Origin of the sequence: Bartonella sp. A05, assembly GCF_026930145.1 — a bacterium.
In the GTDB taxonomy this organism is placed as follows: Bacteria; Pseudomonadota; Alphaproteobacteria; order Rhizobiales; family Rhizobiaceae; genus Bartonella.
Map to the genome: position 1 here is coordinate 42184 of NZ_JANHOJ010000001.1, position 16573 is coordinate 58756.

Here is a 16573-nt window from a genome sequence, read left to right on the forward strand (position 1 = left end):
ATTTTAAAAAGGGGTATTGTTACAAAAGCACCTCGTAGGATACAATTTAGAAGCAGCAAAAGAGGAAATAGAGATGTTAAATAAGAGAAAATTTTATATCAACGGTCTATGGGATGACCCAAATACTACGAATGACTTTCACATCCTTGATCCCTCAACAGAAGAAGCCTGTGCTGTTATTAGCCTTGGCAGTACTAAAGATGCAGATAAAGCTATCGCCGCTGCTAAAAGAGCTTTTCAACATTGGAAAACAGTCACACCGAGTAAACGTCTTACTTTTGTTGAAAAAATTTTTGAGATCTATGAAAAACGCTCTGAAGATATGGCCAAAGCCATCTCAATGGAAATGGGTGCACCTATTGATATGGCGCGTAACGCTCAAACCACCGCCGGTAGCCACCACATTCGCAATTTTATCAGCACTTTCAAAGACTTTCTTTTTCAAAAAGCTTTAATAGAGGGAAATGACCAAGCCATCCTTCAATACGACCCTATTGGTGTCGTCGGATTGATTACTCCTTGGAACTGGCCCATGAACCAAATAACCTTGAAAGTTATTCCTGCATTATTGGCCGGCTGCACTATGGTTTTAAAACCCTCTGAAATTGCTCCTCTTTCTGCCATGCTCTTTGCTGAAATTTTAGATGAAGCTGCTCTACCTGCCGGCGTTTTTAATTTAATTAACGGTGATGGCTCCAATATAGGTTCTTATCTATCCGCACACCCAGATTTGGAAATGATTAGCTTTACTGGCTCAACCAGAGCAGGAAAAGCTATTTCTAAAAACGCCAGCGATACATTAAAACGTGTCTGCTTGGAACTTGGAGGCAAAGGAGCCAATATCATCTTTGCTGATGCCGATGCAAATGCTATTCAACGTGGCGTGCACCACTGTTTTTATAATAGTGGGCAAAGTTGTAATGCACCAACACGTATGCTTGTAGAACATTCAATCTATGACAAAGCCATCATAACAGCAAAACAGATTGCCGAAAAAACAGTAGTGGGACCGAACCATCAAGCAGGAGATCACATTGGTCCCGTTGTATCAAAACAACAATATGATAAAATTCAAGACCTTATCCAATCTGGAATTGATGAAGGAGCATCCCTTATCGCAGGCGGAACTGGTTTGCCCATGGGGATGACACGTGGTTATTATGTACGTCCAACTGTTTTTGCTGATGTTAAACCTGATATGCGTATTTTTCGAGAAGAAATCTTTGGTCCTGTTCTTTCAATGATTCCCTTTAAAACAGAAGAAGAAGCTATAGCGTTAGCGAATGACACCGACTATGGCCTCACCAACTATATACAATCACTAGACCGAAACAAATGTCGGCGTGTTGCTATGCAATTACGGTCTGGCATGGTAGAAGTTAACGGACATGATTTACCTGATAGTAGTTATTTTGGAGGGGTCAAATTTTCTGGTCGTGCCCGTGAAGGCGGACGATGGGGAATTGAAGAATTTTTGGATACTAAAGCAATTTCATATTGGTAAAAGAAGCTCAAAAATAGGATTGCGCAGTGATAGAACAAATAACGGATGAATGCGCTCTTGGACAGCGAATCGATCAATGGCTTGCCAAACAATACCAACATGAGCTATCGCGTTCACGTTTACAGACCTTGATCCGTGAAGGAAATCTTAAAGTTGATGGCCAAGTCATTACGGAACCAAAAACAAAATTGAAACCCAATCAACGGATTGAATTAACAATACCTGCTCTCAATGATGCACAACCTAAAGGTGAAGCCATTGCACTCAATATCCTATTTGAAGATGACTATATTATTGTTATCAATAAATCAGCTGGTCTTGTTGTTCATCCTGGTAATGGGAATTGGACCGGGACATTAGTTAATGCTCTTATTTATCATTGTGGCGATAGTTTATCTGGTATCGGTGGTATTAAGCGCCCAGGCATTGTTCACCGTCTAGACAAGAATACAAGCGGAGTTATGGTTATTGCCAAAAATGATCTTGCTCATAAAAGCCTCAGCGCTCAGTTTGCTGATCACGGACGGACGAATGCGTTAGATCGGTGTTATCACGCCTTGATTTGGGGTGCTCCTAGTCGCAATATTGCAACAATCGACGCACCTCTTGGACGCTCTCCCTATGACCGAACAAAACGAGCTGTCGTCCATCAACAAAATGCTGATGCTCGTTACGCCATTACACACTTTTCTGTTCTTGAAAAATATGGAACCTGTGCAGACGGAACATCTTGTGCTAGTCTTCTGGAGTGCCATTTAGAAACCGGACGCACGCACCAAATTCGTGTTCATATGGCTTACATTGGACATCCGCTTATAGGCGATACGGTCTATGGAAACGCTTTCAAAACAAAACCAAACGCACTTAATCCTACAATTAAGGCTGCAATTGACCAATGCAACCGACAAGCACTTCACGCAACCAAACTCACCTTTGAGCATCCCGTTACAGGTGAAATCATGCCTTTCTCTTCACCACTTCCCCAAGATATGACAACACTCATCAATCATCTGAAAAAACTTCCTTGAAACTTTTAATGATCTTGTGATTTTATAATAAAATATCCATTTTTATTTTATGATACAAAATCTACTTTTGAACACAATTGAAAATTATGATAACATTGGATGAGATAAAAGATATTCATGTAGAAAGAGATATCTATATAATATCTACAAATGGAATTCGCCTTATACGGGAGTTCATTCAAAAGGAGGGTGCTATATGGCCCATATAAATTTACCATCTATGGTTTTTGATGACGGTGGTCTTAATCGTTATTTAGAAGAAATTCGCCGTTTTCCAATGCTAAGGCCAAAAGAAGAGTACATGTTGGCTAAGCGTTATCATCAGCATAATGATTTAAAAGCCGCGCATAAATTGGTAACAAGTCATCTACGTCTTGTCGCTAAAATTGCGATGGGATATCGGGGATACGGTTTACCCATTGGAGAAGTCATTTCAGAAGGGAATATTGGCCTCATGCAAGCTGTTAAGCGCTTCGAACCAGAGCGCGGATTTCGGCTGGCGACCTATGCGATGTGGTGGATTAAAGCATCGATCCAAGAGTATGTTTTACGATCTTGGAGTTTGGTGAAAATAGGAACAACTGCTAATCAAAAGCGTTTGTTCTTCAATCTTCGTAAATTAAAAAGTAAGCTTCAAACGTTTGATAATAATGATCTAAAGGCAGAGCAAGTTAAAGAAATTGCAACCCAGTTAAATGTCACAGAAGATGAAGTGGTATCGATGAACCATCGACTGAGTGGTGATACTTCGCTCAGCGCACCTCTTTGCACAAATGAAGGGCAAAGTCGTGAATGGCAAGATTGGTTAATCGATGATTCAAGCAGCCAAGAACAAGTTTTGATTGAGCAAGATGAACTCGAAAATCGTCGTTCTATGTTAATGCATGCCATGGATAATCTTAATGAACGTGAAAAACGTATATTTAAAGCACGCCGTTTAAGCGACAATCCGTTAACGTTAGAAGAGCTTTCAAACGAGTTCAATATTAGTCGGGAGCGTGTGAGACAGATTGAAATGCGTGCATTTGAAAAAGTGCAACATTTCATAAAAGCTTCTATTTTATCCCAACAACAAACTCAAAACCAACTATGTTCGCGTATTTCTGAAGTTAGCTTAGGTTAAGCTTTTATATAAGTCCATAGAGTGCCTTCTACAGTCCATTAAGATCAGCTCTTAACGGACTGGAGGGGTGATTAATGCAAATTGACGGTTTCTTCACGCATATTAGCGTTTTTTTTACTAATAAAGAACTGCTTGTTTATCTGTTTGTGCCTGCCATTGTCCAATGACCTCATTAAAAATGGCCTGCCCTCTTGGTCCTTTTGCAAAGGTTAATTCATTCACACGGCCATTTTTATCAGTCATTACTAAACGTATCCAATCCAATTTGCGCATTAATTGTAAATTTCGATCAAGGAATGGATGATTACCACTCAGTGCAAAAAGAAAAAAATTATCATCAATCTTAGCTGCAACAGTCCTTGTTAAAGCATGTCCAATTGATTGTTCACTCGCCTTAAAGGTTAATGTCTTAATATTGCTTATCGATTGACCTGAAAATTTATCAGAAAGAATAAAAATAAGATCTATAATGTAAGCAGCAGGAAGAGACACGTCAGTATTACGTTGCAAAGTTAACCGTAAAGACAATCCCTCATCTGGAATCGTTATATCACCCCGTACAACTAATTCTTCTAACCCACCTTTAGCAGAAGACTCTCTTACGAGCGACCATTGTACATTACCCGTTGCAACTTTTTCTGTGTCATAATCCGTGCGCATTTTGTAAAGAATAGCTTCCCCCAACCGCTCAACTGGTTTCACGTTGTTTATGGCAACACCATTTGACACCTCCTCCTCTTTCGGCACTTTCACTTCTTCAGATGGACCGACATCAATTTCACTCCCATCCTCCAATAAGCGTTTTGTCAACTTTCGGTTAGCCACAACTGCTTTTGGTACCGCGCCAACAACTTGAACTTCTTCTCCTTGCTGCTGATTATTGTTTAATACAGATATATATTCCCCAACAAAAAAAATGCCACTGAAAAACAGAATACAACTGACAAAAACCGCAAAACCTATCATAATACGTTTTTGCATGGATGGTCGAGGAGCACGCTGTACTGTCTGAGAAAAAATACGTGCAACAATATGAGAACCATCCGTTTGCAAAGCAGAAGCTAAAGCCTCGCTCTCAGATTTATTTTTTTGAATAGCCTGATGTGCATCAGCACCACTAGAAACATCCATATTGACAGGCTCAGCATTTGGCACTCTTGAGTATATAGAAGACTTGTTAACGATCTCATTGTCTATCAAACTTGTACCAGACGATTCCTGCTCTTTTTCTCTAACTAAAACTGAAACACCGTTATCTTGTGACAATGTAAAGCTCTGTTTATTTTCATCACCATTTTCTACGCATGATTGCTTCCACCCTACCAATGAAAAAAGCCGCCCCTTTTCAACAATCTCATACTCTTCTTCAACAGTTATAATAGCACGTTTTAAAGCCTGTCTTTGAGCATTTGCCACCGCTTTTGAAATTTCGGCTTCTACTAATTTATGTTCTAGTGTTTCAACGGCACGTTCATAGATCTGTTCTCGTGATTGTGACGTAGAATTATTTTTCGCATTAATTGCTTTTTTTAATATTTTAACGAAATCTACCATATTTTATTATAGTCTTTCTCAAACGTACGAGAAAAATTTTTTAACATATAGAGAGCTTTAAGCACTCTTAATCTATTATTTGATCTCCCTAAATTATCATAACAATTTAGTTATTTTATACTTTTCTTGTTATAGAGTTCTGAAATTTACTTTTGACTAATAACCAGAGAAAATATACTCTAGAGACTAAAATCTAAGAATAACGATTAATCTGCAAAGGGATCTGTAATAAGGATTGTATCTTCACGCTCAGGGCTGGTTGACAATAAAGCGACTGGCACACCAATGAATTTTTCAATATAGCGCACATATCGGACAGCTTGTTCCGGTAATTCTTCCCAGTTGCGTATATGTGCAGTTGTTTCCTTCCATCCATCTAAGGTCTCATAAATTGGCTTCACACGAGCCTGTGCTTTCCCAGAAGCCGGCAAATAATCAATTTTTTTACCATCAAGTTCATAGCCAATACAAATTTTAATTTTATCCAAACCATCGAGAACATCAAGCTTTGTCAGTGCAATTCCATGAACCCCACAAATAACAGTCATCTGCCGAACTAAAACAGCATCAAACCAACCGCATCGACGTTTACGACCTGTCACAACGCCAAATTCTTTTCCATTCGTTCCTAAAAATTCTCCAATATCATTGATCTGCTCTGTTGGAAATGGCCCTTCTCCCACACGTGTTGTATAAGCCTTTGCAATACCCAAAACATAGTGAATTGAACCAAGCCCCATACCCGAACCCGTCAAAGCCTGCCCCGACACTGTATTGGATGATGTCACATAAGGATAAGTTCCAAAATCATTATCTAGCAATGCACCTTGCGCACCTTCAAAAAGAATGCGTTTTCCCTTCCGATAGCCCTCATCTAAAAGACGCCAAGTACAATCCATAAAAGGAAGAATCTCATCCGCTACTTGCATCAACTCATCATAAATCTTTTGTGGTGTAACTTCTACTGCTCCCATACCACGACGCAAAGAATTATGGTGCTCTAAAAGCCGTTCTACCTTAGTCATAAGTGTATCAGCTTCTGCTAAATCCATCATACGAATAGAACGGCGGCCTACCTTATCTTCATAAGCAGGGCCAATACCGCGCTGAGTTGTGCCGATTGTTAAACTCGAAATGCTATTCTCCCGAGCAGCATCAAGATCACGATGTACAGAAAGAATCAAAGATGCATTTTCAGCAACACGCAAAATTTCTGGTGTAATCTCTACCCCCTGAGAGCGCAATTTTTTTAATTCCGCAACAAAATGATGGGGATCGACCACAACACCATTACCGATAATTGATAACTTCCCACGCACCAGACCAGATGGCAGAAGCGATAATTTATAACCAATCCCGTCAATAACCAATGTGTGACCTGCATTGTGACCACCTTGATATCTAACCACAATATCTGCCCGCTCAGACAGCCAATCTACGATTTTACCTTTACCTTCATCACCCCATTGTGTACCGACAACTATCACATTGGCCATAATTTTCTCCGTTGTATTTGGTAAAATAATATCAGCATTCACAAATAAGCGGTTCTTTATAGCGAAACCTTATAAAGAGTGCGACTCTTCATTTCAACTTTTTTCCAATCTTCATAATTATTCAGCACTAATTACCTATAATCAAAACAAACAACGCTCAGATAAAAACGCATTTTCATTATAAGTTTGCAGTTTTTTTGTTAAATATAATAAACAAAGATCCTATACCTCTCATGCAATGCTGCCTGAATATACTTCAAATGCCCAAGAGCAATATCTATGTGCTGAATCAATGAAAAATCTATATAGACTCTCATGATTTTAACCCATTGCACACCACAATCTTTTAAAATCGCTATAGAGGTTTAAAATGATTGATCTGATGGAATTATACAAGATGCTATATGAGTTCTTTCATCTTATTTTCTGAGCAAAATATAGCATTATAAACACAAACAAAAAGATTATTTACAAATTCGCTTTTTCAATCTGAAAGGCCCATTCAAGCCATTCCGTTAACAATTCAAGATCAGAAGCTTCAATCGTTGCACCTGTCCAAATTCGAAACCCTGGAGGAGCATCTCGATACGAACCAATATCATAAGCAACACCTGTGTTATCGAGACGATCCACAATGGCTTGCACAAAAAGCGCCTGCATTTTAACATCCAAAACCGTAATAATCGGATCTACAATCATCAAACAAACAGACGTATTAGAACGTATTTGAGGTATTTTTGCTAAATGCTCTATCCAAGGCGTTCTACGAACAAAAGCATCAAGTACAGCAAAGTTTTTATCAGCTCGCGCTATTAATGCTTGTAAACCACCCAGAGATTTTGCCCACTGTAATGCATCAATATAATCTTCAACACACAGGAGGGAAGGAGTATTAATCGTCTCTCCTTTGAAAATATTTTCGTTTAATTTTCCATCTTTTGTCATGCGGAAAATTTTAGGTAAAGGCCAAGCAGGACTATAATTCTCAAGCCTCTCAACAGCACGAGGACTCAAAATTAACATACCATGCGCCGCTTCCCCCCCCAATACTTTTTGCCAAGAAAATGTAACAACATCTAATTTTGTAAAATCAAGATTTTGCGCAAAAATTGCTGATGTAGCGTCACAAATTGTCAATCCCTCGCGCTTATCTGGAATAAAATACGCATTAGGGACACGCACGCCAGAAGTTGTTCCATTCCATGTAAAAACGACATCACGATCAAAGTTAAGTTGTGTCAAATCAGGTAATTCACCATAAGGTGCTTCTAATCGATGGACATCAGAAAGTTTTAATTGCTTGACGACATCAGTGATCCAACCTGAACCAAAGCTTTCCCATGCTACCATATCGATACCCCGTTCACCCAATAAAGACCATAGAGCCATCTCAACAGCCCCTGTATCCGAAGCAGGAACGATACCAATACGATAATCAGAAGGGACCTCAAGAACATCACGGGTTAAATCAATTGCTTCAGCTAGTTTTGATTTTCCGATTCTAGCACGATGCGAACGCCCAACTAGTGCATTTTTAAGAACGTCAATAGTCCAACCAGGTCTCTTGCTACAAGGACCTGAAGAAAAGTTAGGATTATTCGGGCGGCAGCTTGGTTTCTTTGGCATCATCATTATTCTATCCTCTCAGATAGTTTGCTTTCCTTAAAGAAAACAGCTTACATAAAAAGCTATACCTACACCTAAATACCTATGCTAACCCCAAAAATGTTTTCTATTTATTTCTTAAAATGATAATAGATTGAGTTTTTGTAAACAAAATTTCAATCAATCACACCCTAAATTCGATTTTTAAAAATTAAGAGCTCACCTATTCTCACCATACAAAAATAATATTCTGTTCACAATGCACTAAGTGTATCACACAATTCTTATTCAATTCATTTCACAAGAAAATTATTATAAAGTTCCGAATATTAAAAGATACCTTTATAAAAAATTGATTATTTTTACTTTGATAACTAGACAGAAAGAATTTTAATGTTATAACCGCAAACGTTTCATATTTTTATTGGAACGTGCCCAGATAGCTCAGTAGGTAGAGCAGCGGACTGAAAATCCGCGTGTCCGTGGTTCGAATCCGCGTCTGGGCACCACTTTATTTTAAAAAATCAAATAAAATCAGTGAATTATATATTTTAATCATTTTTCAATCCACTCACCAGTCCACCTTTTGTCGTGTGATTGAATTGGCTGTGTATCACCTAAAAAGCCGTGGATTATAAAAGATATCCCACCATTTACGTTGAATGAATAGCCCTATTTTATTTATCTGCTCTATAGACTTTATTATAAATGATTCATTCTGCTCTTGGCTTCAAATCCTTAACTTAAAAAACTGCTTGCAGATTTACCTTCTTATTTTGCAAATCTGCCTTCTTATAAACCCCAAGAAAAAATCTCATCTCCACTATTTTACGCGCTTTCAAAACACTCAAAACCCTTATTATGAGATCTGCTGAGACTTTTGAAAGTTTTGAAGGTTCTCAGTTAGGCTGTTTTCATAATTTTTATGAGAAAAATTCTGTATTAGACGATCAGCAAAACAAATACATGCAATACATTGTACAGAACACAATCATTATTATGGAAAGCACAATCAAAAAAATCTCATTCTAGCTTTTGTTTCTAAATCATAAAAACCTAATTTTGAAAGCTACTGAGATTTTTGAAGGTTTTGAGAGTTCTCATTTCAGCCTATTTGACAATTTTTTAGTGAACGTCTCTATCATATCGTTAACATACGCGAAAAAATAAAACAGAAAATCACACTACTTTACCATTCAATAAAACAAATTTTTATGAGGTTAATTCTGTTCTAAATATCCAGAAATTTATATCGCTCAATAATACTATTAGAGCTTTCTTTGAAACACTCTCTGGCTCAAATATCTTATCTGCTCGTGAATGACGGTTTGTATAGGAACTACAGATTATAACTTTCTATGTATTAGCTTTGGTTGAAAGCTTTACGTTGATCATCATGAGATTTTCCCTCATAAGCTACCATATTATGTAAGCTATCACTATATTATAATAAGTGATATAATCTCAGAGAATATGCTCATATAAAAACGTTGCAATTGTCTTTGTAGCAAGACTTTTTTAAAAAATTTTTATATATTTTATGCAAAATTTTTACGTTTTTACTAAAATTTCTATTGCATTCCCTTTATAAGAAAATACCGAAAAACTATAAGCTTTAGGCTGTAAAAAGACATATCAGAAAGAAGTTTTCCACTCTCTATACATATTAGCAATAAAAGACAAATATACCCATCTTTTCAACGGCTCTATAAGCAAGGTTTGCGCACCACATAGATTATAAAAAGCATTGAATTTATAGGTATAATTGGCGTGGTTGCTTTTCATTAAAACCAATTCTTACCCTAAACGTGCTAACCCTTTAATGATGATCTTTGACGTGGATATCGTCTTTTCAATCTCATCGAGATTGTGTGCAATTATAACTTAATAATTCATAATTTCATGAAGATGATGAGTAGTTTGTTGTTGAACATTTTGTGATATCTATCCTTCCCTTTAAGAGAGTATCGTGTTACGATACGTAAAACAGTGAATAAAGGTCGTTAAGTGATCAAATCCTTTGCTGATAAGCGATGTAAAGATCTTTTGGAAGGTAATCCACCCAAAGGCTTTCCCATGAACTTGGTGCGGACAGCCCAAAGAAAATTATTTATACTAGATAAAGCGGTTGATCTCAAAGATTTACGCAGTCTTCCTGGTAATCGTTTAGAAGCATTGAAAGGTGATCGCCAAGGCCAATATTCTATCCGCATTAATGACCAATTTCGTATTTGTTTTGAATGGCGTTCTAATAATGCCTATAAAGTTGAAATTGTAGATTACCATTGATCTGTGTATAGGAGCTTGCGATGAAAAATTATAGTGCAATTCATCCGGGAGAGATTTTACGAGAAGAATATTTAAAAGAATATGCACTCTCTGCTTATGCGCTTGCCAAAGCGTTAAATGTTCCACGTACGCGCATAGAACGTATTGTCGCTGAAAATAGTCCTATAACCCCTGATACAGCTCTAAGATTGGCTTATTTTTTTGATACGACAGCTGAATTTTGGCTTAACATGCAAGCTGCTTATGATGTTAATGTATTACAAGCGGAAAAAGCAGAAGAATTCGCAAAAATAAACAAATTTAAGCACACAGCTTAAAAAACATCTGATACAGAAATTTTTGTTATCACTTTTAACGAATTGCATTGTGATGTTCATCAAGATGCTGTGTTAAAAGAATATTATCTTATTCGTAAATAGTGTAAGAATTCATTATGATAGAGCGCAACAGAAAAGAAAGCGGGTAAATAAATTCATCCGAATATCCGCTCATATACTTTGTTTGTTATGCTTTATCCTCCATATAGTTGCCCAATATCAGCAAGCGCAAAGCTGTTGATATGCAGAAACCGACTTTCTCATTTTGACCATTCAGATCGTTTAACAGTGATGTTACCCCCCCCCCGAATCGACTGGTCAATTGCTTAAAGTGCATTACAACCATTTCGATAGAAAATGTATAGACTGTTATTCTACAATAAATGTTTTTGATAATGCACTTGAATATTGGCTATTCCTTTGATTCACTGCACTTTCTTAGATGTCTAACTTTGGAAGGTTACGCACGATTTTCATTGTCTCCAAGCTGACAGTGATAACACGTTGGAACAATTTCAACGGATAGGCTGGATCACCAACAGTCTCGATAGCGTAGCGGTTGGCATCACTCACAATGCCACTTGCTTTATCTGTCTTAACACATTGGCGCTCCATCACCCATTCAAGGGCAGGTTTGCCTCCAACGACATAATCATATGCCTCTATTGGAATATTTTGCATCGTAATATTGTGGTTATAGATAACAACGGTTTTATCTTTCTCTTTGCCACCACCGAATTTCATTTTTTCAACACGAAAGAATTTTTCAGGGTCGGAAATGTTAGAAAGACGCAGATCGCCCTGTTTGTAGGTAACTGGGTAAGGCTCAACATTTTCATAGTCAGCGTGTAGATCACCAAGTTTTCGACCAGCCTCTACAAATGCCCAAAAATCTGAGACTTTCTTAACTGCCGGAATGCGAGGGAGCTGTTTAGACAGATTATTCGCATAGCGATCACGATAATCCTCAGAATGCAATAAACCATAAACATAGTAAAATAGATCATCCTTTGTGATGGTTTCACCGGGATAGATGGCCTTGAAATGAGCAAGCCCTTCATCAGTAATTGCATCACGACGCGGTCGTTCCCCCGTGGTTTCTTTCTTTACAAGAAAATCCGTTTGGCCGTTATCCCCTCCGGTTGCTAAAGCTTTATCGTAAAGATAACGCGGAAAACATTGGCCTGTATCAATAGTATGGAAATTTGGCAAAACTGTACTCATCAATACAGAGAAGCTAGCATTTGCTCCTACACCTGAAACGCAAATCACTCTATTTTCTGCCATCGTATCTTGCATCGGAAAAATACGTGGCATCTGGTAAACCATCTCATTAAAAGTGCGATTGTAATAAAGCCACTGACGCGTAAAAGGACGATAAAGGCTTTGAGTCAGGCAATCCTCAGAAAATGTAAAAGACTTTCTTTTTGCCAACTCTTGTTTAATATGACGAGACCAGCTAATTTTACGCTCATCTGTATTAATAAACTTGCTCACCATTTCTTTTTGCATTTTTCGGTCAGAATTTGGGTATACAGCATTAAAGCGTTCCAGTTCACTATTATAAAAATCAATCATGTTTTCCATATTGTTTGATAGATTTTTACGACTTGGATTATATGCCCAAGCATCCCGACTGGTCACAACACCAGCTGAAAAATTCTCAAATAGCTTTATGCCAATACCCTTCTTATCTCCTATAGCAAGAAAAGTATCAAAACTGTTATCTCGTTGATTGATCCAATCACCATGTTCATCCGGTGTAATTGATTGCCAACCTTTTTCACGCGTAATACCATCAATACTACCCAAACAAGTAACAGCAGAAAGCTTAGTATCTGTGGTTAAGTTATCCCCGATATCATGATAATAGATTTTGCAAGGTTTGAGCATTTTCGGATTCTTGATAAACAACGTTATGGCAATACCTGTTTTACTGCCAATACCAAAAACATTACCACCTTCTTGAGCATCTTTATTTTTCATATTTTTATTAATATCACCCCGCAAATTGAATGCATATATACTCGAAAATTCTGCAACAAGGCTTTTTCTAAAACCATCCATTGTATTCTTGTCAATATAGCCAGAACCCGAAACAAAACCGACAACGCCAGCATTGCCAATACGATCACTTGCCCATCGAATTGCTCGGATATAATTGTCATATAGCCCTTTCACAAGTGTTGCTGTGGATTGGGCTGCATAAGTCTCCCGAATACGACCATCTAATTTAGGATAGCGGATATTACCCGCATTATCGTTTTCGCTCTTCTGTCCTACAGAATAAGGTGGATTGCCAATGATAACGCGAATATCAAGCTCTTTCTGACGTGATCGACGCGTGCTGTTATCCTCCATCAAAGGACTGATAAGATCTTTTTCCTGCTCATATAGCTGAAACGTATCGGTCAGACAAATGCCTTCGAATGGAATATAATCACCGCCCATGATGTTATGATACACCGCTTCGATATTGATTGCAGCAATATAATATGCCAATAAAACAATCTCATTGGCGTGGATCTCATGTCGGAATTTATGCTCCATTTCCTCTGGTGTAATTAAGCCGGATTGCAGTAAGCGTGTTATAAATGTGCCGGTTCCCGTGAATGGATCTATGATATGGACGCCTTTGGATCCAAGTGTTTGCCCAAACTCTTTTTGAAGAACTTCATTCACTGAATGAATAATAAAATCTACAATCTCAACTGGAGTATAAACGATACCCAATTTTTGGGTCGTTAGTGGAAAAGCATTACGGAAAAACTTATCATAAAGCTCAACAATGAGATTCTGTTTTGCTTTTAATTCAGTAATGCCTGATGCACGTGCTTTTACACTCTCATAGAATTTTTTGAGGTCTTTGGATTCCTTTTCTAGATTGTCTTTTTGTAGAACATCCAACACACGTTGCATAGCGCGAGAAACAGGATTATCACGGGTAAAATGATGCCCTTCAAACAACACCTCGAAGACTGGACGTGTGATGATGTGCTGTGCCAACATTTCGATAGCATCATCCTCGGTGATACTATCGTTCAGATCGCTCTTCAGCGCCTTATGAAATTCATTAAACACACGGCGAGATTCTGTATCAGGATCAGAAAGAATTCCCCTTAACCGAGTTATGTGATTTTTAGCAATTTCAGCAATATTGGTTGCCCAATCCTCCCAATAATGCCGAGTACCGCATTTCTTGACAAGCTGTGCCCTGATAGCACAAGAAACATCATCTATAGAAAAGGCAAGCTCGCCCTGCAATCCGCCTGGGACAACAAAATCATGTGCAGATATTATACTACGTTCCGGTGTGCCAATACCTGATCTTTCGGGTTGTGACCGAACAGGCAGATTTTCTACAACAGCCGTCGTCGCTTTCAACTCAGCGGCGCTATGGGAAACGCCAATAATCTCAATCTTATTGCTAACATCCTGTCCAAGTTCTATCTTATTAATGGTTGCATCAAGACTATCATCATGTGAGCGTAAAGCGTTAAGAACTTGCCATATAACACGATATTTCTCATTTTGATTCAAAGCTTTTTCTGGTGAAACACCCACAGGGAAACCTATAGGCAAGATGACATAGCCCATCTTTTTCCCCTCAGCACGCCGCATAACACGCCCTACGGCCTGGATAACATCAATCGGGCTTTTGCGCGGATGCAAAAACAGGATAGCATCGAGTGCAGGAACATCCACTCCTTCAGATAAACAGCGCGCATTTGTTAAGACACGGCAATTATCCTCTCCTACATCTTCTTTTAGCCAATCAAGCAATTCACTACGGGACTTCGCATTGAATGTGCCATCGACATGCTCAATATCACACCTTAGAGATGGCCTATCTCCAGTGTCATTTTTATGAGTGTCTTTTTTACTGATATAGTCGAGATATTCTTTAATCACCTTACTGAACTCGTCGCGAAACAGCTTGGAACTGCGAATATCTTTGCAGAAAGCCAACGCACGACGCATAGGATACGGATCAGTTGCAATATCCTCTGTTATATCGGCTTTGGTCAGTGCTCTATAGCAACCCACAATCTTTGTTGCATCATCAAGGACAAGTTCTGAACTACTATCGCCAAGACGTTGCTGTACAGCAGCACTAACAAGCCCTTCATCCATTGCCAACACAATGACTTTATAATCGGTCAGAAGATTGTTTTGCACTGCCCATGAAAAACTACAATGGAAAAGTGTCTTACCAAACTTTTCCTCATCATCCATCGAAGTGAGAACAGCATCGAGTTCATTGGCGCGGCTCTTCACATTCTCACCGAAAATACGTTGTGTGGCCGTCATATAAAGGCGCTTCTTGCCACGAATAACATCATTATCATGCACTTTAACGAAATTGGATTCGTCTTTAATGGATTTGTCCTCGTTAACCAAGGTTACGCCTGTTGTGCGATGTGCTTCATCACAAATGATGAAATCAAATTCCGGTAAACCATGTTTCTTCTGTGCATCGGAAATAACATGTATCGATTGATAGGTCGCAAAGACAACGGTCATTTTATCTGCTACAAGTTTACCTACGCCTTCTGCCAGTTTGGCAGCATCCGTTGTAGCTGGAAAAGCTAGATCGAATGCATCAATTTCAGCAATATCATCCTTACTTTTACGTCGTTTTCCAACCTGTATATCGGAACACACAGAAAAAGAACGAATCGGTGTTTCCGTATCCACAGTCCATTCACGCACTGTTTGTGACATCAAAGCTAGAGAAGGAACGAGAAACAAAACACTCCCACCCTTACCTACAAGAGTTTCCGCAATTTTGAGACTGGTAAAGGTTTTGCCCGTTCCACAAGCCATGATAAGCTTACCGCGATCTGCTTCAGCAAGTCCAGCACACACTGCTTGCAATGCATTTTGTTGGTGCTCACGGATCTTCTTTTTATCAGTCAAAATGACCTCATTTTTGGCTGCAAAGATCTCCCATTGGATCGGACTTTTTTCCATATCAGAAAGGCTAATCCGTAAGACAGGAATTATCTGCCCCTGAATCATTGTTTCAGCATGTTCACTCCAAGCTTTTTTCGTCGTGTCAATAACAACACGCCGCTTAAATGGATCTTTTCCTGACGCTGAAATAAAACTGTCAATATCCTTTTTTTGGATTCGGTAGGCAGAATCATAAAATTTGCACTGGATTGCCGCAAAACCATCTTCATCGCGAAGCTTTGCTACAAGATCAATTCCGGTGTCACGGGTATCCCAACCATTTGCTTTTGCCCAATCCGTATACATTTGAACTTGTTCATATTGCTCAATTTGAACGGGATCATGAGTAAAATATGCTCTGGCAAAACGCTCGAAATAAGTGCCCTTATCTCTTTTTGTCCGCGCTTCATCATGATAAGTCTGCAAAAGTGATTGTAATGTTTGTCCCGCCATTTTCCCCATCTCTATCAAAGCTATCTATTATTGCAGCGGATCAATATCGAACTCGATAACACAAACACCCAAACTCATTATGCATAGCTACAAAACCTCTATGAACGCCTATAGAATCTCTTCCGATAAGCGGTGCAATTTCAGTTTGCTGTAAAATTTCTGTGATAAGTTGTTCCGCTATTTCCTACCTTTTTATACATGGAATCCCGCAAATGCAAGTCGTCCATTTAGGTACGGCATCTGAGTTA

At 38.6% G+C, this 16573-nt stretch carries 9 protein-coding genes and 1 tRNA gene; 6 read left to right on the forward strand and 4 right to left on the reverse strand.

Going from position 1 to position 16573, the window contains the following annotated elements; genetic code table 11:
• Positions 1 to 73: 73 nt before the first annotated feature.
• The 3 genes from NPX98_RS00155 (at position 74) to rpoH (ending at position 3655) form a co-directional block, all read left to right on the forward strand.
• Positions 74 to 1504, forward strand: coding sequence for an aldehyde dehydrogenase family protein (locus tag NPX98_RS00155; RefSeq protein ID WP_269022408.1), 1431 nt, complete (start codon positions 74 to 76; stop codon positions 1502 to 1504).
• Between the two features lie 26 nt (positions 1505 to 1530).
• Entirely contained in the window at positions 1531 to 2532 is a 1002-nt protein-coding gene (locus NPX98_RS00160; protein ID WP_269021927.1) for an RluA family pseudouridine synthase, read from the forward strand.
• Between the two features lie 196 nt (positions 2533 to 2728).
• Complete coding sequence (gene rpoH / locus NPX98_RS00165) at positions 2729 to 3655, forward strand: RNA polymerase sigma factor RpoH (RefSeq protein WP_269021928.1); 927 nt, start codon at positions 2729 to 2731, stop codon at positions 3653 to 3655.
• Between the two features lie 117 nt (positions 3656 to 3772).
• On the opposite strand, the gene NPX98_RS00170 is transcribed toward rpoH, so the two are convergent.
• The 3 genes from NPX98_RS00170 to NPX98_RS00180 form a co-directional block, all read right to left on the reverse strand.
• A complete protein-coding gene (locus tag NPX98_RS00170) occupies positions 3773 to 5209 on the reverse strand; it encodes a hypothetical protein (protein ID WP_269021929.1) in 1437 nt (478 codons plus the stop codon).
• A 206-nt stretch (positions 5210 to 5415) separates the two neighbouring features.
• Positions 5416 to 6705 carry an adenylosuccinate synthase gene (locus tag NPX98_RS00175; RefSeq protein ID WP_269021930.1) on the reverse strand — a complete coding sequence of 430 codons (1290 nt, stop codon included), beginning with the start codon at positions 6703 to 6705 and terminating at the stop codon, positions 5416 to 5418.
• Positions 6706 to 7173: 468 nt separating this feature from the next.
• Positions 7174 to 8337: a phosphoserine transaminase gene (locus tag NPX98_RS00180; RefSeq protein WP_269021931.1), complete on the reverse strand. Its 1164-nt coding sequence runs from the start codon at positions 8335 to 8337 to the stop codon at positions 7174 to 7176.
• A gap of 406 nt (positions 8338 to 8743) precedes the next feature.
• Between NPX98_RS00180 and NPX98_RS00185 the strand changes: the two genes are divergently transcribed.
• From NPX98_RS00185 to NPX98_RS00195, 3 genes are all read left to right on the forward strand, one after another.
• A tRNA-Phe gene (locus NPX98_RS00185) sits at positions 8744 to 8819 on the forward strand.
• Between the two features lie 1498 nt (positions 8820 to 10317).
• Positions 10318 to 10599, forward strand: a complete 282-nt coding sequence (locus NPX98_RS00190) for a type II toxin-antitoxin system RelE/ParE family toxin (protein WP_269021932.1) — start codon at positions 10318 to 10320, stop codon at positions 10597 to 10599.
• Between the two features lie 20 nt (positions 10600 to 10619).
• Complete coding sequence (locus NPX98_RS00195) at positions 10620 to 10916, forward strand: HigA family addiction module antitoxin (protein WP_269021933.1); 297 nt, start codon at positions 10620 to 10622, stop codon at positions 10914 to 10916.
• Positions 10917 to 11354: 438 nt separating this feature from the next.
• Here the strand turns inward: NPX98_RS00195 and NPX98_RS00200 are convergent, their stop codons facing one another.
• A complete protein-coding gene (locus tag NPX98_RS00200) occupies positions 11355 to 16325 on the reverse strand; it encodes a DEAD/DEAH box helicase (protein ID WP_269021934.1) in 4971 nt (1656 codons plus the stop codon).
• Between the last annotated feature and the right edge of the window lie 248 nt (positions 16326 to 16573).